Raw genomic sequence first — 23,263 nt, 5'->3', positions numbered from 1 at the left:
ATGACCTTTAGGCACATTACGAAAACATAGGAATCGTGTCCACCATTTGCCGGTTGCGAACGGCAGCTTCTGGCCGATTTTTGCCACTCCTCATCCTCAGCCTTGGTGACCAGACAAGCTGAGCGCTTATTTAGCCATTACCTCGTCCAGAGCCTGCTCAAGGGTGCTGACCGTGCGCTCGATATTATGCAGCTTTTCCAGTCCGAACAGACCGATGCGGAAAGTCTGGAAGTCGGCTGGCTCGTCGCATTGCAGGGGTACTCCGGCGGCGATCTGCAGGCCGTGGCTGGCAAATTTCTTGCCGTTTTTGATGTCGGCGTCATCGGTGTAGCTCACCACGACGCCAGGGGCCTGAAAGCCTTTAGCCGCTACGCTTTTGATGCCTTTGCCGGTCAACATGGCGCGCACCCGATCGCCCAGAACCTGTTGTGCTTCGCGAACCTTGTCGAACCCGTAGGCTTGGGTCTCTTTCATCACTTCGTTGAATCGTGCGAGGGCATCGCTGGGCATGGTCGCGTGGTAAGCATGGCCGCCCTGTTCGTAGGCCTGCATGATCTGCAGCCATTTTTTCAAGTCGCAGGCGAAGCTGCTGCTTTGCGTTTCTTCGATGCGCTTGAGTGCCAATGCACTGAACATCACCAAGGCGCAGCAAGGGGAGGCGCTCCAGCCTTTCTGCGGTGCGCTGATCAGTAGATCGACGGCGCACTTGTGCATGTCCACCCAAAGCGTGCCTGAGGCGATGCAGTCCAGCACGAACAGTCCGCCCACCGCATGCACGGCATCACCGACGGCCCGCAGGTACTCGTCAGGCAGGATAATCCCTGATGAGGTTTCAACATGAGGGGCGAAGACCATCTTAGGCTTTTGCGCCGCAATGGCTGCCAGCACTTCGTTCAGCGGGGGTGGGGCGTAGGCAGCCTGGCGAGCGCTGTCGACCGGCCGGGCTTTCAGCACCGTGGTGGCCGCCGGGATGTTGCCCATCTCAAGGATCTGGCTCCAGCGATAACTGAACCAGCCGTTGCGTATCACCAGGCATTGCTGGTCGGTCGCAAACTGTCGCGCCACCGCCTCCATGCCGAATGTACCGCTGCCCGGTATCACCGCCACTGCCTGCGCGTTGTAGACCTGTTTCAGGGTCGTGGAGATGTTCTTCATCACGCCTTGAAATGACTGCGACATGTGGTTGAGCGAGCGGTCGGTGTAGACCACTGAATACTCGATCAGCCCCTCGGGATCGATACTGGGATATAGCTTTGACATGGGTTGACTCCTTTGGCAGAGATCTCAGTGGTATCGACCGCGCCCTGAGTTCAAGAAGGGCGGCAACCGATCCAATATAGCTGACCCTCTAATTGACGAAGCCGCCAGCGCGCTTGATTCGCACCTAGAAGCAGGACGTAAGGTGAGAATTGATTTCTCAACAAAATGTACCCTCCAGTTACTGCATCGATTCAGCGCTGCTTGTATCCTAGCTTCACGAAGAGGATGAATGGCGCCCGCTATTACCTTGACCCAATGTTGTTGGAACGGAAAACCGGACTTTCCAAAAGGTAGTAACGTGAAGCGTGATTCCCACCTGGTTGTGCTGTTGTTGCTGGTCATCGGTTGCTCCCTGGCGTCATTGACGGTCTGGAAGGTATTGGCCTCTCGAGAGCGAGCATTGGAGGAGGTGGATGTCCATGGCTTGAACCTTACCCAAGCGCTGGCGACTTACTCCGAAGGCATAGTCCGTCAGAGCTCGCTGCTTTTGCTCGGGCTCGTCGAGCGTCTGGAAACAGAAGGCAGCGGCCCTGCACAGATTCAGCGACTGAGTGCGTTGGTCTACCGCCAGGAGCCGCTGATGCCGCAGCTCAGTGGCATCACGATCTACGATAATCAGGGGCGTTGGTTGATGTCCTCCAACCGGCCTATCCCATCGGGTGCGAACAGCAGTGATCGTGCCTATTTTATTCACCACCGCGACGATCCATCCCGAGAGGCGTTTATCGGTCCTCCGATCCAGAGCCGTTCCAACCGGGAATGGGTGATCACCGTCAGCCGGCGTTTCAATGGTCCTGACGGTGAGTTCGCCGGCGTGGTAGCGGTCACCTTGGGGGTCGAAAACTTCCTGCGATTGTTTGGAAAGATCGACGTGGGGCAGGAGGGTGCAATCGGATTGTCCTATACCGACGGAACGTTGCTGGTTCGCTATCCATTCCGCGAGCAGGACATGGGGCGCAACTTTTCCAAGTCGCCCATCTACGCCAAGTATCTGGTTGATCGATCTGTCGGCACCGCATCGTTTACCTCCAGCCTGGACGGCGTGGAGCGGCTCTATGCCTTCCGCAAGAGTGACCGCCTGCCGCTGATAACGACTGTGGCACTGGGCAAGCGCGAAGCCCTCACCGCATGGCGAATGGAGGCACTGCTATCGGCAGTGGTGGTGACGGGGTTGCTGGGGCTGACCGGTCTCATCGGTTGGTTTCTGATTCTGGATATCCGTCGACGAACCGTGGCAGAAGATCAATTGCGCGGGGCTCAGCAGCAGTTGCTCTCATCGAACCGGCAACTTGAGTTGCTGGCGATGCGGGATGCCCTGACAGGTCTGGCCAATCGGCGTTGCTTTGATGAGAGCCTTGCCATGGAGGCGCGACGAGCGCAGCGCAACGGCACGACGCTGGCGTTACTGATGATTGATATCGACTACTTCAAGCGCTTTAACGATTCGCTCGGGCATGTGGCAGGAGACGCGTGCTTGCAGACGGTCGGCAAAATCTTCGAGGGCTGCGTAAGGCGACCTTCAGATTTGGTGGCACGTTATGGCGGAGAGGAGATCGGCATCATCATGCCTGACACCGACGGTGACGGTGCCGCGGTGGTAGCGCAACTCATCCTCGACCGTTTGCAGCAAGCGAACATTGCGCACAACACCAGCCCGTTTGGTCGGCTGAGTGTGAGCATCGGGATTGCTACCGCGGACGGTGTCCGGCTGGACAATTTGCTGAGGTTGATTGAGGTGGCAGATCAGGCTCTGTACAACGCCAAGGCGTTGGGACGTAATCAGTTTGTGAGGGGCGGGTGGTGACAGGGCTCGTTGGCTATTCAGGCTGGCACGCAAACGGCAATAAAAAACCGGCATTCACGCCGGTTTTTTATTGCCCGCTATAACCCTCTCCCGCAGGAAGAGGGAATTGATAAGGAGAGTGCTCAGAGCGACGCTTTTACCTGCAAACCGAACACCAGTGCATTGTCGATGTCCTGTCCGGAGAACGCGCCCGGCTCGATGATGTACTGCACGTTTGGCCGCAGCGTCAGCCAAGGCGTGGCTTGATAACCGTAGCCCAGCTCGATCAACTGCTCGGCGCTGTCCAGATTCGGGAACGCCGTGCCATTGGTCAACGCGGTGTCTTGCAGCACATCGCGGCTGCGCGGGTTGGGCACCGCTCGGCCATAACCCAGTGCAACGGTGTCACGCGGGCGACCTTCGAAAGGCTTGTACAAAACTACGCCAGTGCCGTACCACTTGCTGAACGGTGAAGCCGCTTCGCTCGCCGCCGAGTATTGGCCGAAGGCGTGCAAGCTGCGGCCTTCGGACGATTGCGAGCTCCACACCGCCTGATCGATCAGCAGGTAATGGCCGCCACGACCGGATACTTCTTTATCGCTGCCAATGCGTTTCACATCAGAGCTGTCGTAGTAGTAGCCGACCTTGTATTCACCAGGCAACTCGCCTGCGTGCTTGTACACCAGTTCGATCGGCACGACGGTACCGGTGGTGTGTTTCGGACCCAGGTGCCAGGCACGGCTGGAGTTGCCGTTACTTTCCGGGTCGACGTTGAACGCGGCTACGCGCAATTGCCAGGACGACGACAGGTCGTACTTCACCCGCACACCGAGATGCGCGTTGGGATAGTTGGTCCAGCCGCTGCCGCCGGACATGTTCAGCGGATGCCCGCAGAAACCGGCGTTCATGAAGTTGCAGAGGATGCCACTGTCCAGGCCACCGAGGTCGTTGCCCATGGCCATATAACCGAGCTTGACGTTCAGCGCCGGCGTGAACAGCGTGCGCTCGTAGCTGAGTTCAGTCAGGCGCGTGTAGAGACCGCCGTAGTTTTCCTGAATCGGCAGACGGTTGCCGACCAGATCCTCGGAAGCGCTGTTGCCGCGGCGATCGTTGATGCTCAGTTGCACCTTGCCAGCGTTGTCGACGCCATAAAGCTTGCTCAGGTCGAACTGCACGCCGAGCTTGATGTTCTGCGAATAACGCGCCGAACGGTGCAGGCCACCGTCGGCGTTATAGGCCATTTCGCCGGTGTAGTCGCCGGTGAACTTGACGCCGTCTTCGTCCATCTGGTGGCGCAGGCCACCCCAATCACCGGTCAGGGTGTTGCGGGTCATCAGGTTCGAATCGGTATCGGCGAAAGCGGGCAGGGCGGCGCTGCAGGTCAGGCTCAACAGCAAGCCGGCATGAGAAAAGCGAACAGGCAAAAACATGTGAATCTTCCTGCTGAAAATTTTAGCGATATCGCAAAGTAGCGCGGCACCCTAAGGTGCCGCGCTCTAAAGAAAGTGCCCATGTTCGCCACGGGCACGGCGGGTTTACGGCAAGGCGTAAGCCATCACGTAGTCGCCGCGATCGGTCGACTGACGAGCGCCACCGGCGGTGATGACGATGTATTGCTTGCCGGTCTTCGGCGAAACGTAGGTCATCGGGCCGCCCTGGCTGCCGACCGGCAGACGGGATTTCCAGACTTCCTCACCGTTGCCGCTGTTGAAGGCGCGCAGGTAAAAGTCCTGGGTGCCGGCGATAAAGATCAAGCCGCCTTGGGTCGACAGGGTGCCGCCGAGGGTTGGCAGACCAACCTTGATCGGCAGGTGCATGCGGATACCCAGCGGACCGGTGTCTTCAACGGTGCCGACCGGAACCTGCCAGGCGACTTTTTGCGTCTTCATGTCGATGGCGGTCAGCGTGCCGAACGGCGGCGCCTGGCAAGGAATGCCGGCGACCGACAGGAAGCGGTTCTTGTTCACCGCGTAAGGCGTACCTTTGAGCGGCACAGCGCCCATGCCCGTGTTCAGTGCTTCGCCACCGCCAGCGGCCTGACCCTTGTTCTGCGACGGGATCATCTGAATCCACAGACCCAGACGCATGTCGTTGACGAAGATGAAGCCATGCACCGGATCTGTCGAGATGCTGCCCCAGTTCATGCCGCCCAGCGAACCCGGGAAGCTCAGGGATTTGTCGGTGCCCGGCGCGGTGTACAAGCCGTCATAACGCATCGACTTGAAGTCGATACGGCACAGCAATTGGTCGTACGGAGTCGCGCCCCACATGTCCGATTCGGTCATGTGCTGGGCACCGATCTGCGGCATGCCCACCGATTTTGGCTGGGTTGGCGAATAAGGCTCGTTAGGAATGTTCGCCGCTTTGACCGGCACTTCTTTCACGTCGGTCAGCGGTTTGCCTGTGGCGCGATCCAGGACGTAGATTTGCCCGGCCTTGGTGCCGATCACCAGCGCCGGAACGGTTTTGCCGTCCTTGGTGAAGTCGATCAGGCTCGGCTGCATCGGCAGGTCGAAGTCCCAGAGATCGTTGTGAACGGTCTGGAATACCCACTTTTCTTCGCCGCTGTTGGCGTCCAGCGCCAGGATCGAAGCGCCGTAGGTGTGATCCAGTTTGCTGCGCTCGACACCATAGATATCGGTGGAGGAACTGCCCATCGGCAGGAATACGGTATTGGTCGCCGCGTCGTAAGACATTGGCGCCCAGCTGTTCGGCGTGCTGCGCACATAGGTGCTGCCGTCTGCCGGAGCTTTTTTATCCTGCGGATTACCCGGGTCGAACGCCCAAAGCATGGCGCCGGTCATCACATCAAAACCACGAATCACGCCACCCGGCATGTCGGCTTGCACGTTGTCGGCAACCCGGCCGCCAACCACGACAGTCGTGCCTGCCATCAGCGGCGCGGAGGAGAGTTGATAGTAGCTGTCCGGAACATCACCCAGACCAGCCTTTAGATCCACCTGGCCGTTGTTGCCAAAGCCCTGGCAGAACTCGCCGGTGTCGGCATCGACGGCGATCAGGCGCGCATCAATCGTGTTGGTCAGCAAGCGGCGCTGGCAGTTGGCGACAGGCGCGGCTTGGGCCTCTGCGACTGGCGAGCTGCTCGGCTTGGCGACTGCGGCAGTGGCGTCGAAGTAGGCCATGCCACGGCAGCGCTGCCAGACTTTCGACTGCGCGTTGATCGCGTTTTTCCAGAGCTCCTTGCCGGTGTCGGCATCCAGCGCAATCAGGTTGTTGTGCGGGGTGCAGATGAACACCTTGTTGCCGACCTGCAGCGGGGTGAGCTGGTCTTCGGCACCGTTGCCGTCGCTGACGGCGACATCACCGGTGTGATAGGTCCACGCCACTTTCAACTTGTCGACGTTGTTGCGGTTGATCTGATCCAGCGCGGCGAAACGGCTGCCGCCTTCAGTATTGCCGTAGTGAGCCCAGTCTTTCTGGGCTTTTTCCGGCTCGACCGGCGTAAGGCCCGGGCCAGTGCCCGTAGCCGCAACAGTCGGATGAGCGACGAACATGTTGCCGGCGGCAACGGCCAGGCCGACCGCCAGTACCGCAGCAACGGCATAAGCACCGCGCCCCGGAACGCCACCGTTGGCACGTTTCAACAACGGGTAAACCAGCGTGACGGCCAGACCCACTGCGCTGAACATGAACAGGCGCGAGAACACAGGCCAGAACACCAGCCCTGCGTCGCTCACTGCCCAGATCGCTGTTCCCACCAGGAACGCCGCGAACAACCACGCACCGGCCGGTTTGAAGCGAGCAATCAGCAGGCCGGAGACTGTCATCACCAGACCACCCACCAGGAAGTACCAGGAGCCTCCCAGGCTGACCAATTTCACGCCGCCAGCAGCAAGCGCCAAGCCGAGCAGGGCGATGATCACGCCCAGCCCGACCAGAATGAATTTTGATATGCCCGAGAGGCGTTGACTCTGCTTCACGTTGAATGTCCCGTTGAAATGAGGCGCGCAGTATATAGATAGGTAACTACCTAGTTAAATCACTATTTCTGAGTGAAGCATAGTTCGCTGCTCAAGCACGCGCCAAGAAGGGGAGCCGGGCGTTCGCAAAGGGTCGATGCAATTGTCCATAGGTCGGTGAAAGCGTTGTTTATGCCAGAGGAATCGTCAGTTTTGACAGTTGATAAATGGCTCTGGCAAACCTTCAATTTGCCGACGTACGGCAGCTGACGGAGCGGCTCGGCGACACAATCAGGCATATGCATATGCTCTTTTAATCTTTGATTCGCGATCGGTTTACCGCTCAACTGGCGCTTTTTTGATAGGTGGCTAATGATGTCGGAGCGGTGTGATGTAGTGGTATTGGGCCTGGGCGCCATGGGCGCCGCCACCGTGTATCAATTGACGAAGGCCGGTGTGGATGTCGTCGGTATTGACCGCCATTACCCGCCGCACAACCTTGGCTCCAGCCATGGCGATACGCGCATTACCCGACTTTCGGTCGGTGAAGGCGCGCAATATGTGCCGATCGTGCGCAATTCACACCGGATCTGGCGCGAGCTTGAGGTGTTGACGGGGGAGTCTCTGTTCGAGCAATCAGGTCTGCTGGTACTGACCTCAAGCCCCGAGTTCGACCCCAACGACAAAACCGACTTTACCCTGCGCACCATCGGTTTGGCACAGACCTACGGCATCGAGCACGAAGTCTTGTCGGCCGAACAGATCCGCCAGCGCTTCCCTCAATTCGCCAACGTGCATGACTCGACCATCGGTTATTTCGAACCCGGCGGAGGGTTTGTGCGACCCGAGCGCTGCATCGACGTGCAGCTCAAACTGGCCGAACAACACGGCGCGACTTTGTACAAAGGCGAGACGGTTACGGGAATCAGTTCGAGCGAGCAGGGCGTCACGATTATCACCGACCAGCGCACTGTGCAGGCCAAAAAACTGGTAATCAATGCAGGCAACTGGAGTGGCGAATTGCTTGGCAAACCGTTTGAAAATCTGCTGAGTGTCTACCGGCAAAAGCTGTTCTGGTTCGAACTGGAAGAGCACGCCGGGCTTGTCGATCACTCGCCGACATTCATCCTCACCCACGGCCGTGGCGACGACAAAATCAACTATGGCTTCCCCGCATTATCCGGCGAAGGCTGCATGAAGATCGCCACCGCCCAGTACCACACCGCCGCGTTACCGCAAACGATCGATCGCACGGTCTCGACTGCTGAAGAGCAGGATATGTATGCGCATCAGGTACACGGCCGTATCGCCGGCGTGACTTCCAAAGTGGTCAAGTCTGCGGTGTGCGCCTATACCGTGACGCCGGATCGCCATTTCATCATCGACGAGCATCCGTCACTGCAACACACCCTGGTGGTGTCGGCGTGCTCAGGTCACGGCTTCAAACATTCCGCCGCACTGGGCGAGGCGTTTGCACAGTGGTGCATGCACGGTTCGACCGACCTTGATCTGTCCTCTTTCTCCCTGAAACGCTTTGAAGGAAATCTATCGTGAAACGCCTCGCGCTCTGCGCAGCACTGTTGGTTGCAGCTATGGGTTCTGCGTCTGCCGAAACCCTGAAAATTGCGGTGGTGCCGGTGCCCCACGCCGAAATCCTCGAATTCCTGAAGCCTGAGCTGGCCAAGGAAGGGGTCACGCTGGAGGTCAAAGTCTTCTCTGACTACATCCAGCCAGACCGGCAGACGGATGAAGGCTTGCTGGACGCCAATTACTTCCAGAGCAAGCCTTATTACGAGGCCTACAAAAAAGACCGCCCGAGCAGCGATCAAGTGCCGATCGTTGCCGTACACATCGAACCGTTCGGCGCCTATTCGAAGAAGATCAAGTCCATCAGTGAGCTAAAGGATGGCGCGACCATTGCCATTCCTAACGACCCGACCAACTCCGGTCGTGCGCTGTTGCTGATTGCCAAACAAGGTCTGATCACCCTCAAGGATCCCGACAACATCATGGCCACGCGTCTGGACATCGTCAGCAATCCCAAACACCTGAAGTTCCAGGAGCTGGAAGCGGCCATGCTGCCGCGCGTCTTGAATCAGGTTGATCTGGCGCTGATCAACGCCAACTACGCGCTGGAAGCCAAGCTTGAGCCGCACAAGGATGCGCTGTTTATCGAAAGCTCCGAGTCGCCGTATGCCAATTACCTGTACGTGCGCCGCGACAAAGCCAATACGCCCGCAGTGCAGAAGCTGGGTGCTTTGCTGAACTCGCCACAAGTGAAGCAGTTCATTCTTGAGCGCTATCACGGCGACGTCGTGCCGGCGTTCTGAGCTGGTCGGGAACCATCAGGCAACCTGATGGTTCCCCTTCTTTGTTACGTCATGCATGCATTCGAGCGAAGGCAGGCGGTGCCAGAGGCTAAGCGTTCTCTTCAATCCTGCGCACGTCGCCCAAAGAATCACGCCAAGTACCGTGAATGTTACGCTGGTCTTTGGTAGATTCGACCCGCAAACAAAAGGCTTCGCACGTATCTCCAGATACTGAGCTTCAAATTCGGAAACCTCATGGCAAAGAAATCTTCAACGTCCTCCACCGACACATCAATGACAGCAGCCAAAAAGGGTTCCAGCCTGACCCTGATTGATGTGGCGAAGGTTGCAGGCGTTTCGCCGATGACCGTTTCCAGAGCATTGCACCGACCGGAGTTGGTGACTGAAGAGACTCGAGAAAAAGTTCGCGAAGCTGTGCGCAAGACTGGCTATGTTTCAAACATGCTGGCCGGAGGCTTGGCGAGCAATAAAAGCCGTTTGGTAGCAATATTCCTTCCGACGATTGCTAACTCGATTTTTGCCGACACGGTGCAATCGTTGATAGATCGCCTGACCCAAGCCGGTTACCAGACGCTGCTGGGTCTTACAGGCTACTCGGCTGAGCAGGAAGAAAATCTGCTCGAAGCGGTCCTCGGTCGACGTCCGGATGGAATTGTCCTGACCGGCACACTCCACACCGAATCAAGTCGGCTACGCCTCGCTCAGGCGGGCATCCCCGTCGTTGAAGCCTGGGACTTAAGTGAGGCGCCCCTTGATATGCTGGTCGGTTTCTCTCATGAAAAAGTGGGGGAGGAGACCGCACGGCATTTGTTGAAAAAGGGTTATAAGCGCTTCTCGGTGGTGACGATCAGTGACCCTCGCGGGCTGCGCCGTTGCAACGCGCTGATTGCCGAGTTGAAGCGCCAGGGCATCGAAGAGGTGCCCATGGAAATTTTGGCTCCACCCGCCACGCTCGAAGTCGGCAGGGAAGGGCTTCGACGGTTATTGGAGCAGCCCGAGCGCCCCGACATTGTGGTGTGCAGTTCGGATACAGTGGCTCAGGGTGTTTTGGCAGAAGCGGCCAGTCGTGCGATGAACGTACCCGCCGATCTCGCGGTCATGGGGTTCGGCGATTTGAGCAGCGCAGCGCAAGTTTACCCATCACTGTCGACTGTCAGTGTCGATGGCAAGAAAATTGGCCTGCAAGTGGCTCAGGCATTGCTTGAGCGCTTTGAATCCCCGAATGGCGGCCGACATCCTGTGCGAATTGACACAGGTTTTACCCTCATCGATCGCGCCAGTACCTGACCTGAAAAATCTCATTTTCCGACAGATGCACTGTTGAATGATTGCGCAATCAGTGTAGTATCCGCTCAAAGGCCGTCCCGACGGGCTTTTTTTTACTTCGCGCATGATTGCGCAATCATTGCTCAATCACTTCGCTATCAGGAGCTGTAAGAGGGCCATACGGATTCACTGCTTTACTCACAATAAGGAAAATAATAGTGATAAACCCTACGCAATCGGTAGCGAAGACCAACGTCCGCTATCTCATCCTCGTGATGATCTTCATCGTCACCGTGTTCAATTACGTTGACCGTGCGACGCTTTCCATCGCAGCCCCCAGCATGCGCACAGATCTTGGTTTCGATGCCATGACCATGGGTATCGCTTTCTCGGCATTCGGCTGGGCATACACATCCATGCAACTGCCGGGCGGCATCATCCTCGACCGATTTGGCTCTCGCCTCGTTCTCGGTCTGAGTCTGATCATCTGGTCGGTTTTTACTTTCCTGCAAGGTTACGTTGACCTGTTCAGTTCGGCCTTTCTCGCGCTGTTTGTCTTGCGCTTCATGATGGGCGTTGCTGAAGCACCTGCGTTCCCCGCCAATAACCGCTTGACCGTGATGTGGTTCCCGCGCCACGAACGTGGTTTGGCCACGGCGGTGTTCCAGTCCGCTCAGTATTTTGCACTGGCTGCCTTCACGCCCTTGATGGTCTGGCTGGTCAGCACCTGGGGTTGGCAGCACGTGTTTTGGGTGACCGGTGGCGCCGGTATCCTGATTGGTTTTCTGTGGTTCCGAATGGTCCAGGAACCGCGCAAGGACAAGCGCGCCAACCAGGCTGAACTCGACTACATCGAAGCCGGAGGAGGGCTGCCAACCATCGGTGACGTTAAAACGCCATTCAGTTGGAAGCGCATGAAGGCCATCGGTGGCAATCGCATGATGGCGGGCATCTACCTTGGGCAGTTTTGCCTGACGTCGATCACCTGGTTTTTCCTGACCTGGTTCCCGACTTACCTGATCGAAGCAAAGGGCATGACCATGCTGAAGGTCGGGCTGGTCGCGGCCATTCCCCCCATCGCCGGGTGTCTGGGCGGCATGATCGGTGGCGTCTGGTCGGACTGGATGTTACGCAAAGGCTTTAGCCTCACCGCGGCACGCAAGACCCCCATCATCTGTGGCCTGCTGCTTTCCAGCAGCATCATGGTCGCCAACTACACCCAGTCCATCACCTTGGTGATTCTGGTGATGTCCATCGCCTTCTTCGCCAAAGGCGTGGGCAACCTTGGCTGGTGCATCGTCGGCGACGTGTCCCCAGCACGGGCCATGGGCGTCAGCGGCGCGATGTTCAATTTCTGCGGCAACCTGGCCAGCATTGTGACGCCTATCGCCATCGGCGTAATGATCAACCAGTTGGGATCTTTCGATGTTGCGCTGATGTACGTCGCCGGTATGGGTTTGCTGGGCGCGTTTTCTTACCTGTTTATTGTCGGGCCACTCAAGCGCCTGCAACTCGATGACTTTGAAGAACTACCGGCCGAGCCTGCGCAAGGCGCTCCGGTGAACAGCAAATTGTCACACCCTCGTCCCTGAACACCTTCAAGCCTCAGCACTGTTAAGGAGAGCGCCATGCTCGCACAACAAGAATCTATCCAATCCTCCGACAATGATCGCATCGCCTGGGTTCGGGTCTCCTCGGTCATCCTGCCTCTGGCCAATCCGATCAGTGATGCGAAGGTGCTGACGGGACGGCAAAAGCCGATGACCGAGATTGCTATTCTGTTTGCGGAAATCGAAACCATCGATGGGCACAAAGGCCTTGGTTTCAGCTATTCCAAGCGAGCAGGCGGGCCGGGGCAGTTCGCTCACGCCAAGGAGATTGCGCCGGCACTGATTGGCGAGAACCCCAGTGACATTTCCAAACTGTGGACCAAGCTGTGCTGGGCCGGCGCATCGGTTGGCCGCAGCGGTATGTCCACTCAGGCGATAGGTGCCTTCGACGTCGCTCTGTGGGATTTGAAAGCCAAGCGCGCCAACTTGTCGCTGGCCCGCCTGCTCGGTGCTCAACGTGACTCGGTGCGCTGCTACAACACCTCGGGTGGTTTCCTGCACACGCCGCTTGATCAATTGATGAAGAACACCGACCTGTCCCGTGAAAAGGGCATTGGTGGCATCAAGCTGAAAGTCGGACAGCCGGATTGTGCCATCGACATTGAACGTGTCAGCACGGTGCGTAAGCACCTGGGCGACAACTTCCCCCTGATGGTTGATGCCAACCAGCAATGGGATCGGCCGACCGCCCAGCGCATGTGTCGGCAATTCGAACAGTACAACCTGATCTGGATCGAGGAACCGCTGGACTGCTATGACGCTGAAGGCCACGCCGCGCTGGCGCAACAATTCGATACGCCGATTGCTACAGGCGAAATGCTCACCAGCGTTGCTGAGCACGCCGAGTTTATCAAGCTGCGCGGCGCTGACTTCCTGATGCCTGATGCGCCACGAGTAGGCGGTATCACCCCATACCTGAAGGTCGCCTCAATGGCCGAACACGCGGGACTGATGTTGGCCCCGCATTTTGCCATGGAGCTGCACGTTCACCTGGCAGCGGCGTACCCGACCGAGCCGTGGGTCGAACACTTCGAATGGCTTGAACCGCTTTTCAACGAGCGCCTGGAAACCCGCGACGGCCGCATGCTGGTCCCAACCCGTCCCGGCTTGGGTCTGAGCCTCAGCGAACAAGTCAAACCGTGGACAGCGCAAGAAGCCGAGGTCGGCACTCGCCCCTGAAGAACGTTCGGTTCCCCGGTGTGTGTCGCACATCGGGCGGCCGATTCAGTCCGCGTGCTTTCGGGTACATAACGCACACGCCGGGTATCGTGATTGACGATACCTCCCAGTGAAGCATGCGATTGGTACCCCCGGACTCAACTCATTAAGGTCATCAGGTACTTTTGAGCCTGCCAAACGGTAGCCATCAACCTTGCGCGGAAACCGCATGCGCTATCGACGCCTTGACCTTAACCTGCTGGTTGCCCTGGATGCTTTGCTGAGCGAATGCAGTGTCAGCAGGGCGGCCGAGCGCTTGTGCCTAGGCCAGTCGGCGACCAGTTCAGCCCTTGGGCGTTTGCGTGAGCATTTCAACGATCCGTTGTTGGTTCAAGTCGGGAGGCGTCTGGAACCCACGGCCTTGGGGTTGGAGCTGCTACCGAAAGTGCGTGCAGCCTTGGCATTGACGCGGGAAATCGCTGACGCACCGTTGGATTTTGAGCCAGCCAACTGCGATCGACACATTACTCTGGTGGCCTCCGATTACGTCGCAGGCGTGCTGTTTCCGGTCGTCAGCCGTGCCTTGGCGCGTATCGCCCCCGGAGTCCGCCTAAGCCTTCGAGACATGCCTGTTCCGCGTGATGGCGATGTCGTCAGCGAGTCGCTCGATTATCGGCGCAGTGATTGTGTCATCGTGCCTCAGCGTCGTTTGAACCCTGCCTACCCACACGTGCCGCTGATGAGCGATCGGCTCTGTTGCATCGTCTGTGCGCAACAACCACAGTTTGCCGAACGTCTGAGCCTTGCCGACTATTGCGCCGCGGAGCACGTGGTACGCGAGTTTGCCGACGGGCGAAACCTGGCGATGGATGCCGCGCACCTGCATGAACTGGGCGTTGAGCGGCGAGTGTCGGTGGCCGTTGAAAGCTTCGTCCTGATACCGGAGTTCATTGTCGGCACCGCGCGTATCGCCACCGTATTTCAACGACAGGCGCAGCGTTTCGCTGAACGTTATCCGTTGCGTATTCATCCGGCACCGCTGGTTTTTCCCGAGGCGGTTCAAGTGCTGCAATGGCATCCCTATCAAGAACATGACCCGGCCATGCAGTGGTTTCGCGGCCTGCTGGTGGAACAGGCCGCGTCGCTCAATCAGCCCGGTGCCTGATCACCGCTGTCGGCTACCAATCCTGCCTCGGCGATAGCCTGCAATGCACAGCGTTCGTCATGGTCCGAGGTATCGCCGCTGATGCCGATGGCTCCGAGGATCAGTCCTTCGGCATTACGGATCAATACACCACCTGCCACGGGAATCACCTCGCCGCCGGTCAAGCTGTTGATGGCATCGAAAAATGCCGGCATGGCCTGCGCGCGTCGCGCCAGCTCTCGTCCGCCGAACCCCATTCCCAGGCAGCCGCGTGCCTTGCCCGTGGCGATCTGAGGGCGAAGGAAGGTGGCCTGTTCATCACGCAGTACCGCCAGTGGATGGCCGGCAGCATCCAGTACGGCGACGCCCAGCGGCTTTAACCCGGTTTCCCGGGCGAAGCGGATGGCGTCGCTGGCCATGTTCGTGGCGGTCAGCAAGTCGAGTCGTTGCATGGCATTTGTCCTCATACAGCCCACTTGCCCAGTTGGGCAACGCGGTCGCGGGTGTAAAGATCAGTCCATTTCAGCGAGTTGAAATCGGACACTTGCTTGGGGTTGTAGGGGCTGCGATCCATGCGTACCGGTTGACCGGCCTTGTATACAGCTTTGAGACGCGCACGATCCTGGAGGATGCGGATGTCATCCAGCGGTGAACCGTCGAGCAAGAGGAAGTCGGCCTGTTTGCCCACTTCCAGCGAACCGAGGGTTTCACCGCGCGGCATGCAGCGCGCGCCGACTGCGGTCGCGGCGTATAGGGCTTCGGCCGGTGTGAAGCCAAGTCGGCTCACCAGCAGCTCCAGCTCTCGCGCGTGCCACTCGCCGTAAGGCGTTACCGCAAAGCCGCTGTCACTGCCGCAGGCAAAAGGTACTCCCGCAGCCTTGGCGCGCTTGAGTACCGCCGAACCGACTTCCAGTGTGCGTGCGCAATAACCGGCATAACCCGTGCTGATCGCGGGGTCGTGGGGCTGGCAAAAGTCCACGGTGTTCTGCGGAAAAGTCATGGTCGGGGCAAGGATGCTGCCGGCCTCCAGCAACGCTTCGATGCATGCGTCGTCCATGTAAAAGGCATGGAAAACCAGATCAACACCTGCGCGCGCCGCGTACATCACCGCTTCGCGGCCGTACGCATGCGTCGCCACTTTGCAGCCCAGACGGTGCGCTTCTTCGACCATTTCAAAAGTTTCGTCGGCGGTGAAGGCCGCGATGATTTCACCATTCGGGCGGCGGTGAGTGCCGTCCATGGCGATCTTGATCAGGTCGACACCGTCCTTGGCCTGCTTGCGAATTTCTGCGAGGGCGTCACTGCGGCTGGTCACCAACTGCGCCGTGAAGTATTCCGGGGCGCCCACCCGACTCGGGAACCAGTCGTTCAGACTCTGTCGATTGGTGATGACCCGGCTGCTGGCCGCGATGCGCGGACCTTCGAACAAACCGGCGGTGACGGCATTGCGCACGGCGATGCTGAGTTGGCCGCTGTCGCCAGGGCAGACCATGCTGGTGACACCGGCGGCCAGCACGTGCTGCGCGAAAAACATCCCGCGCAGTGCGCGAAACTCGTCGCTGGTCCACAGATCGATGTCCTCTTCGCTTTGCGCGTTGCCGAAGGCCAGGTGGGTATGCACATCCACCAACCCCGGCATCACGAAATTATCGCCGGCGTCCAACTGTGTATCACCCGGACGGAGAACAGGTGCCAGCGCGGTCGGACCAACGTAGGTGAGCAAGCCGTTTTCGACGATCAGTGTCTGTTGTTGGCGGGTCTCAAGCCCGGTGCCGTCGAACAGGGTCTGGCATTTCAAATGCAGGGCAGTCATGGCGTCATCGCTTTGTGATTGTTATGCAGAGCGAGGCTAAAGAGCAGGCGAGGGCGCTACCAACAGATTGCATCGATGGCTGAGTATTGATGGCATCAATAGGTGCGCCAGCGTTGAATCCCTTAACGCAAAACGCCGGAGAATCAAAAGATCCTCCGGCGTTTTTTATTGGGGGTTTTTCAGTGGATCAAGCGGTGTGGCCACCCAGGGTTTCGGCGATCCAGTCGGCGATGAACTGCCCGGCATTGATGCTGTTATCGAAGCTGGAATGCTGCACACCGCCTTCACGCTCAGTGAAAATTTTCAGTTCCCGTTTCGGGCTGTTGACCAGTTGTTCGTAGGTGCGCTGCGCCCATTTCAACGGGATCTGCGAATCCTTTTCACCGTGGGTGACCAGGAACGGCACCTTGATGCGATCCAGCACACCGTCCAGGTGCACGTTTTCTGCGATGGCCATGAAGTCATCGATGTCTTTCGCGCCCCACACCCAGCAGACGTGCGACCAGTAATGCGGCACCGGGAAACTGCCTTCTTTTTCCAGGCGACGTTTTTGCACATCGCGCCAGTCGTGGTTAGCACCCCAGACAACGCCGCAGGCAAAACGCGGCTCGAAGGCCACCGCGCGCGGGCAATAATAGCCGCCGAGTGAAACGCCTTCGAGGCCAATGCGTTTGGCGTCGACATCGCTGCGGGTTTCCAGCCAGTCGACCACGCGACTGGCCCAGTGCTCGCTGTCATAACGGGCGATGAGGTTGTGCAGGCGCAGCGCTTCGCCGGTGCCCGGCTGGTCGATGATCAGCGATGACACACCGCGCTTTGCCAGCCAGGCAGGCAGACCCACGCGGTATTTCATTTCTTTGGTCGAATCCAGGCCGTTGACCTGAACCAGCAGCGGCGCAGGGCCGTTCACACCCTCGGCACGCACCAGCAGGCCGGAAATGTGTTTGCCTTCGTAAGGGATTTCAACCCGTTCACAGTTCTCCCGCGATAACTCAATACCGCGTTTGAAGGTCTGCAAAAAACGCTGATACAGCTCAGTACGACCCGCTGCGCCGTGGGCCTGCAAGCGTTCGCACGTCAGGTAGTAAGTGGCGGCACGACTGTATTTTTCGCCGGCGGATAGCAACCGGCCGCTGCCTTCATCTTCCTCGGCCAAGCCGCACAGCTTATCGGCCATTTTCGCCCAGGTTTCGCGAAACGCTTGAGTACCGGCGGCATCAGGCTGTTTGGCAGCTTCTTGCAGGGGGGCACACATCTCCTCGATTTCACCCATGCGGGCGCCCATCTCGATGGCCAGGTCGACGGAAAGATTCCACACATAGTTGGTTGGGAAATAGCGGAACATGATTTTTATTGTCCTTGTGGTTGCCTTGGCGAATGCAAGGCACGTTAAGGACGACCCGACTATTTGGCCAATCGTGACTTGGGATGGGAGGTATCGCGACACGCGATAGCATCCTGTTCCAGATGCTGGATGAATTCGCTGATGCGCTCGCGCAACCAGCGGTGCATGGCGTCGCCATCAACACTGCGGTGCCAGAGCATGAACTCACGCATGACCGGGATTTTGACCGGCGGCGGCAGGATGCGCAGCGGCAGATAATCGGCGTACAGGCGCGCCAGACGTTGGTGCATGGTGGCGATGCGCTGGGTACCGACGATCAACTGGGGCAGGGTGTTGAAGTCGCTGGTGATGACCTCCAGCCGGCGATTGAAGCCGTACTGGTTCATGAACCACTCTTCAATGCTCATGTGCCGGGTACGCCCGAACCCGACCGACACGTGGCCCATTTCCATGTACTGCTCAAGTGTCAGGCTGTCGCCGACCTGCGTGTTGCCTTGCCATACGACACACACGTGATCTTCTTCAAACAGCAGCTGGGAGGGGTGGCCCTCGATGATGTAGCGCTCGGGCACGATCATCAGGTCGACTTCACCGCGCACCAGTAATTCGCCGGAATTGTCACTGGGGCCGAGCATTTCGAAGGTGATGTTCGGGGCTTCCTGATGAATTTTCTGGATGACCTGAGCAAACAGAACGCTGATCAGGTAATCCGACGTCACCAGCCGGAAATGTCGCTTGCTGGCCGCCGGCGAAAACACTGGCTTGGCAGTAATCGAGGATTGGATCGTGAGCAGCACTTCGCGCACCGGTTCGCTGAGTTCCAGCGCATAGGGTGTGGGCTGCATCTTGCGGCCGACCTGGACGAGCAATTCGTCTTCGAAATAGGTACGCAGGCGGCCCAGTACGCCACTGGTGGCTGATTGCGTCATGTGCAGACGCTCGGCGGCACGGGTGATGTTCTGCTCTTCGAGCAACACATCGAGGGCCACCAGCAGATTGAGATCCAGATGATTGAAACGCATGGGTCACGTCCGTTTTTATATTTATTTTCGCGATACATTCGGACGAATACATCGCGGCGTCAACCTTCCTTTTTCGTGTCTGCTCCAGCCACTCCTGCGAGCTTTCAGGTATCGCATTCGTCGATAGGTCGCATCCTGACACACGATTAGTCAACTGCCAGATCGCACGTCAATCTTCGCCGCAGTCGGCGCTCTTGCCGACACCACCACCGGACTCCAAGCATGGCTGATCGCCTGAACAGCCGTTGGCAAGAGTCTCCAAAATCATAATTTCAATGGAGTGGTAGCCATGAACATCATTGGCCTTGATGCCCTGATCTTCGGCGTCGATGACATCCAAGCCTGTACCGATTGCCTGCGCGACTACGGCCTTGCGCCAGTTGCCGTGGACAGCAATGGCGGCCGTTTTGAAGCACTGGACGGCACCGCCGTCATCATTCGCCGTGCGGACGACGCGAGCCTGCCGGCCGCCATCGGCCCGGCGCCGTCGATCCGTGTAACCGTCTACGGCGTTGCCGGCGCAGCGGATCTTGATGCGATCGAAGACGAACTGGCCCGCGATCGGCCGGTGACCCGCGATGCCGATGGCGTGCTGCACAGCGTCGACGACATGGGGTTCGCGATTGCTTTCCAGGTCACCGTGCGCAAGCCCTACAGCGCCCCGGATGACCTGACCAACGCGGCTGGCAATGCCCCGCAGCGTCCGCTCAACCAGCCCGGCATCAGCCCGGAGATGAGCGCATTGCCGCGCACCTTGTCGCACGTGGTGTATTTCGTTCCGGATGCTGCAAAAGCCGAGGCCTTCTACGCGGAACGCCTGGGTTTCAGAACCACTGACACCTTTATCGGCGCCGGGCCATTCATGCGTCCGGCAGGCTCTGATGACCATCACTGTCTGTTCATGATCCAGACACCGCCGCACATGAAAGGCTGCGAGCACTTCACGTTCCACATGGGCAGCGGTACCGAAGTGCTGTTGGCGGGCACGCGCTTCGAGCAGAAGGGCTGGACCAGTTTCTGGGGTCCGGGCCGCCATCTCTTTGGCTCCAACTGGTTCTGGTACTTCAACAGCCCGCTGGGTTGCCATATCGAATATGACGCCGACATGGACAAGCACGACGACGCCTGGGAAGCACGTCGCGCACCGCTGTCGGCGGATAACTCGCAGCTGTTCCTGTTCAATTCGAAAGAAAAATGGGCGCCTGGCGGCCCACCACCGAAGCACGGCTGAACCATGGCTGATCACGGGTTTTACCTGTGTCGGCTGGACGAACTGGTGGAAGGGCAGGCACGTGGATTCGATCCGCTGCAACGTGGCAAAGACAGTGTTTTTGCGTTGATTCACCACGGTCATCTGCGGGTTTATCGCAATAGCTGCCCGCATCTGGACGTGCGCCTGGAGTATCGCAAAGACCGCTTTCTGTCCGCCGACGGCCAGCTGATTGTCTGTTATGCCCACGGCGCGCAGTTTCTTCCCGCTACCGGCGAATGCGTCTATGGCCCGTGTCTGGGCCAGAAGCTGGAGGCGCTCGAGTGGATTGTGCAGGAGGGTTGCGTGGTCTTGAAAACGCCCATCGCGGAAGAGGTGCGTGGACAAAACGAGGTATCGCGCCTGGCGATACATCGCATCCCTACTCGCGATTAGTCAAATCCCTGGTTTGCCCGGAAGCTGAACCCAACGACGCAGCGCTGAGCGCTGTATCGAATCACAAGAATAAGAAGCGAGATTGCCATGAGTGCAGTGAACAAAGTTCTGATCGTGGGCGGTGGTATTGGTGGATTGTGTGCAGCCATCGCGCTGCGCCGCAAAGGCATTGCAGTCGACTTGATCGAACTCAAGTCGCAGTGGACGGTGTATGGCGTCGGCATTATCCAGCAGAGCAATGTGGTGCGCGAAATGGCCAAGCTGGGCGTGCTCGACGGGTATCTTGACGCAGCGTATGCCTTTGAAGATGTCGCCATTTATGGCCCCGGCGGCCAGCAACTGGCGCGTATTCCCGGTCAGCGCCTGGCGGGCCCGGAATATCCGGCGAACGTCGGCATCTCGCGGCTGGCCTTGCACAACGTGCTCAGTTCCACGGCTATTGAACTGGGCGCCAATGTTCGTCTCGGCCTCAGCGTGGAATCGCTGAATGACCTGGGCGACGCCGTCGAGGTGGTCTTCACCGATGGCAGCAACGGTACCTATGACCTGGTGGTGGGCGCCGATGGATTGTTCTCGCGGGTACGTGAGTTGCTGTTTGGCGACACTTACCAACCACGCTTCACCGGCCAGTCGGTCTGGCGCTACAACTTCCCACGCGCCGCGCAGATCGATCACCTTGCCAATTATCAGAGCGCCGAAGGCAATGCCGGGTTGGTGCCGTTGGCCGGTGACCTGATGTACATGTTCCTGACCTCCCATGAACCGAACAATCCGTGGATGGATCCCGCCACCCTGGCCGAGCAGATGCGCCAGCGCCTGCAGGGCTTTACCGGTTTGATCGGCGAGTTGCGCGAACAAATCACGGACAGCAGCCAGGTCGTCTACAAGCCGATGGAAGTGATTTTCGTCGATGAACCCTGGCATCGCGGTCGCGTCCTGTTGATCGGCGACGCCGCCCACGCCACCACGCCGCACCTCGGCCAAGGCGCCGGCATGGCGATTGAAGATGCCGTGGTACTCAGTGAAGAACTCACGGCTGACGGCAGCGTCGAGCAGCAACTCGAACGCTTCATGGATCGACGTTTTACGCGCTGCAAATTCATCAGCGAAAGCTCGGTGCTGGCCGGCGAAAAAGAAATGCAGCACGACCGCGACTTCGACCGCATCGGCCTGGTCAAGCAGATGCTTGCGCGCACAGCCGAGCCAATCTGATTTCACATAGCAGCACCCCCACAGCAGTTACCACTATAAAAACAAGAGGTTAACGCGATGGTTAGCTCAACGACTGCGGCGCTCGCGCGCCGCCCGGTTCGCCTGCCTGCACCCTGCGGTCTGAGTCTGGCGGCGGCATTGGTGCTATGCAGCCAGGCCGCTCAGGCTTTTCAGGTGGATACCGGCAATCCTGATTTCAACCTGCGCTGGGACAACACGGTGAAATACAGCGCCGCGTGGCGAACCGAGAATCCCAGCCACAAACTGACCCGTGGCCAAGTCGCGCTGAACCAGGACGACGGTGATCGTGCCTTTCAGAAAGGCTTGATCTCCAACCGTATGGACATCCTCTCCGAACTGGACATGTCCTTCAAAAGCGTTGGCGCGCGGCTCAGTGGTGCGGCGTGGTACGACACCGAATACCAGCACGACAACGACAACAATGACGCGACCCGGGCCAACGCACGCTCGGTCGGCTACGACGAGTTCACCGACGACACCCGGCACCTGCACGGTGGCGATGGCGAGTTGCTCGACGCGTTTGTCTACTGGAACGGCGAGATCGCCGAACGCGCCACTTCCGTGCGCGCCGGGCGTCACGGATTGATCTGGGGCGAAAGCCTGTTCTTCGGGGCCAACGGCATTGCCGGCGGTATGGCACCGGTCGACGTGGTCAAGGCGCAGTCCGTGCCTAACACCCAGTTCAAGGAAATCACCCGCCCGGTCAATCAACTGTCGGGCACCTTTCAACTGACCGACGATGTTTCCCTCGGTGCGTTCTACCAACTGGAATGGGAAGAAACCCGTTTGCCCGGCGCGGGCAGTTACTTCTCCACCAGCGACACCATTGGTGAAGGCAATGAACGCCTGATCGTCGGCGCGCCGTTTCCGGCGTTCCTCGGTGGCAACGCCAGCAGTCCGGCGGCGTTTTTCCACGGCAAAGACAAAGACGCCAGAGATTCGGGGCAGGGTGGCCTGCAACTCAAATACAGCGCCGAGACCGTGGAGTACGGCCTGTATGCGATTCAGTACCACGACAAGACGCCCAAGCTGTACCTCCGACCTTCCGCCGGGGCACCGAACTTCAGCACCGGCCAGATCGGCGATTACTACTGGGTTTACCCCGAAGACATCCGCGCGCTGGGCGCCAGTTTCTCCACCACGGTCGATGCCTACAGCTTCGCCGGTGAAGCCTCGATGCGCTGGAACATGCCGCTGGTGTCCAACGGCGTCACCGTGCTCCCGGGAGTTACGGCTGACAACGACGATGATGCGCTCTACGCCGTCGGGCGCACGGCGCACATCAACCTCAACGTGATCGCTTCGTTCGGGCCGAACTTCATTGCCAAGGAGTCCGGGTTCGTCGGTGAGGTTGCCTGGAACCGTCTGCTGAACGTCACGAAGAACCGTGCCGCACTTGACCCGGGCGCCACCGATGACGGCCTCGGCTTCAAGATGGTTTACACCCCGACCTATCGCCAGTTCTTCCCCGGCGTAGATATCAGCATCCCGGTCGGCCTGAGCTATTTCCCGCTCGGCAAATCGGCAGTGGTCAGCTCGTTCGGCGCGGATAACGGCGGCGACATGAATATCGGCATCACCGCGACCTACCTCGATCGCGTGACCGCCGGCCTGACGTACACGCATTACTACGGCCCTGAGAACACCAACCTCAACGCGACCAGCCAATTCAATTTCCAGCAATCGCTGAAAGACCGGGATTACCTGGCTTTCTCCGTCAAGACCACGTTTTAA

18 protein-coding genes are annotated in these 23,263 nt (G+C 58.8%); 11 read left to right on the top strand and 7 right to left on the bottom strand.

Annotated features, from left to right (window positions below):
* Positions 1–126: 126 nt before the first annotated feature.
* The gene (locus tag PSH79_RS14200; RefSeq protein ID WP_305437888.1) at positions 127–1,260 is read right to left on the bottom strand and encodes an aminotransferase class V-fold PLP-dependent enzyme; all 1,134 of its coding nucleotides are present in this window, start codon (positions 1,258–1,260) and stop codon (positions 127–129) included.
* Between the two features lie 298 nt (positions 1,261–1,558).
* On the opposite strand from PSH79_RS14200, the gene PSH79_RS14195 reads away from it, so the two are divergent.
* A complete protein-coding gene (locus PSH79_RS14195) occupies positions 1,559–3,064 on the top strand; it encodes a sensor domain-containing diguanylate cyclase (RefSeq protein ID WP_305437886.1) in 1,506 nt (501 codons plus the stop codon).
* A 122-nt stretch (positions 3,065–3,186) separates the two neighbouring features.
* Here the strand turns inward: PSH79_RS14195 and PSH79_RS14190 are convergent, their stop codons facing one another.
* Positions 3,187–4,473, bottom strand: a complete 1,287-nt coding sequence (locus PSH79_RS14190; RefSeq protein WP_370872485.1) for a carbohydrate porin — start codon at positions 4,471–4,473, stop codon at positions 3,187–3,189.
* A 105-nt stretch (positions 4,474–4,578) separates the two neighbouring features.
* Positions 4,579–6,984: a glucose/quinate/shikimate family membrane-bound PQQ-dependent dehydrogenase gene (locus PSH79_RS14185; RefSeq protein WP_305437885.1), complete on the bottom strand. Its 2,406-nt coding sequence runs from the start codon at positions 6,982–6,984 to the stop codon at positions 4,579–4,581.
* Between the two features lie 354 nt (positions 6,985–7,338).
* Between PSH79_RS14185 and solA the strand changes: the two genes are divergently transcribed.
* From solA to PSH79_RS14155, 6 genes are all read left to right on the top strand, one after another.
* Positions 7,339–8,517 carry an N-methyl-L-tryptophan oxidase gene (gene solA, locus PSH79_RS14180; protein WP_305437884.1) on the top strand — a complete coding sequence of 393 codons (1,179 nt, stop codon included), beginning with the start codon at positions 7,339–7,341 and terminating at the stop codon, positions 8,515–8,517.
* Positions 8,511–9,293 (top strand): MetQ/NlpA family ABC transporter substrate-binding protein, encoded by a 783-nt coding sequence (locus tag PSH79_RS14175; RefSeq protein ID WP_305443970.1) that lies wholly within the window; start codon positions 8,511–8,513, stop codon positions 9,291–9,293. Before solA ends, PSH79_RS14175 begins: the two co-directional genes overlap by 7 nt.
* Positions 9,294–9,527: 234 nt before the next feature.
* Positions 9,528–10,580 carry a LacI family DNA-binding transcriptional regulator gene (locus tag PSH79_RS14170; protein WP_305437882.1) on the top strand — a complete coding sequence of 351 codons (1,053 nt, stop codon included), beginning with the start codon at positions 9,528–9,530 and terminating at the stop codon, positions 10,578–10,580.
* Positions 10,581–10,834: 254 nt separating this feature from the next.
* Entirely contained in the window at positions 10,835–12,151 is a 1,317-nt protein-coding gene (locus PSH79_RS14165; RefSeq protein WP_305443969.1) for an MFS transporter, read from the top strand.
* Positions 12,152–12,187: 36 nt separating this feature from the next.
* Positions 12,188–13,348, top strand: a complete 1,161-nt coding sequence (locus PSH79_RS14160) for a mandelate racemase/muconate lactonizing enzyme family protein (RefSeq protein WP_305437881.1) — start codon at positions 12,188–12,190, stop codon at positions 13,346–13,348.
* A 208-nt stretch (positions 13,349–13,556) separates the two neighbouring features.
* A complete protein-coding gene (locus PSH79_RS14155) occupies positions 13,557–14,492 on the top strand; it encodes a LysR family transcriptional regulator (protein WP_305437880.1) in 936 nt (311 codons plus the stop codon).
* On the opposite strand, the gene PSH79_RS14150 is transcribed toward PSH79_RS14155, so the two are convergent.
* From PSH79_RS14150 to PSH79_RS14135, 4 genes are all read right to left on the bottom strand, one after another.
* A complete protein-coding gene (locus PSH79_RS14150) occupies positions 14,477–14,923 on the bottom strand; it encodes a heme-binding protein (RefSeq protein WP_305437879.1) in 447 nt (148 codons plus the stop codon). The genes PSH79_RS14155 and PSH79_RS14150 overlap by 16 nt on opposite strands.
* Positions 14,924–14,934: 11 nt before the next feature.
* On the bottom strand, positions 14,935–16,284 hold the full coding sequence (locus PSH79_RS14145) for an amidohydrolase family protein (protein WP_305437878.1): 1,350 nt from the start codon (positions 16,282–16,284) through the stop codon (positions 14,935–14,937).
* Between the two features lie 187 nt (positions 16,285–16,471).
* Positions 16,472–17,629, bottom strand: a complete 1,158-nt coding sequence (locus PSH79_RS14140; protein ID WP_305437876.1) for a S9 family peptidase — start codon at positions 17,627–17,629, stop codon at positions 16,472–16,474.
* 59 nt (positions 17,630–17,688) lie between these two features.
* Positions 17,689–18,651 (bottom strand): LysR family transcriptional regulator, encoded by a 963-nt coding sequence (locus PSH79_RS14135; RefSeq protein WP_305437875.1) that lies wholly within the window; start codon positions 18,649–18,651, stop codon positions 17,689–17,691.
* Between the two features lie 289 nt (positions 18,652–18,940).
* On the opposite strand from PSH79_RS14135, the gene PSH79_RS14130 reads away from it, so the two are divergent.
* The 4 genes from PSH79_RS14130 (at position 18,941) to PSH79_RS14115 (ending at position 23,263) form a co-directional block, all read left to right on the top strand.
* Entirely contained in the window at positions 18,941–19,882 is a 942-nt protein-coding gene (locus tag PSH79_RS14130; protein WP_305437873.1) for a VOC family protein, read from the top strand.
* A 3-nt stretch (positions 19,883–19,885) separates the two neighbouring features.
* Complete coding sequence (locus PSH79_RS14125) at positions 19,886–20,296, top strand: Rieske 2Fe-2S domain-containing protein (protein ID WP_305437871.1); 411 nt, start codon at positions 19,886–19,888, stop codon at positions 20,294–20,296.
* Between the two features lie 87 nt (positions 20,297–20,383).
* Positions 20,384–21,508, top strand: coding sequence for an FAD-dependent oxidoreductase (locus PSH79_RS14120; protein ID WP_305437870.1), 1,125 nt, complete (start codon positions 20,384–20,386; stop codon positions 21,506–21,508).
* Positions 21,509–21,565: 57 nt separating this feature from the next.
* The gene (locus PSH79_RS14115) at positions 21,566–23,263 is read left to right on the top strand and encodes a DUF1302 domain-containing protein (RefSeq protein ID WP_305437868.1); all 1,698 of its coding nucleotides are present in this window, start codon (positions 21,566–21,568) and stop codon (positions 23,261–23,263) included.

The organism is Pseudomonas sp. FP2196 (genome assembly GCF_030687715.1).
Taxonomy (GTDB): domain Bacteria; phylum Pseudomonadota; class Gammaproteobacteria; order Pseudomonadales; family Pseudomonadaceae; genus Aquipseudomonas.
This window is presented reverse-complemented; position numbering and strand designations above follow the sequence as displayed.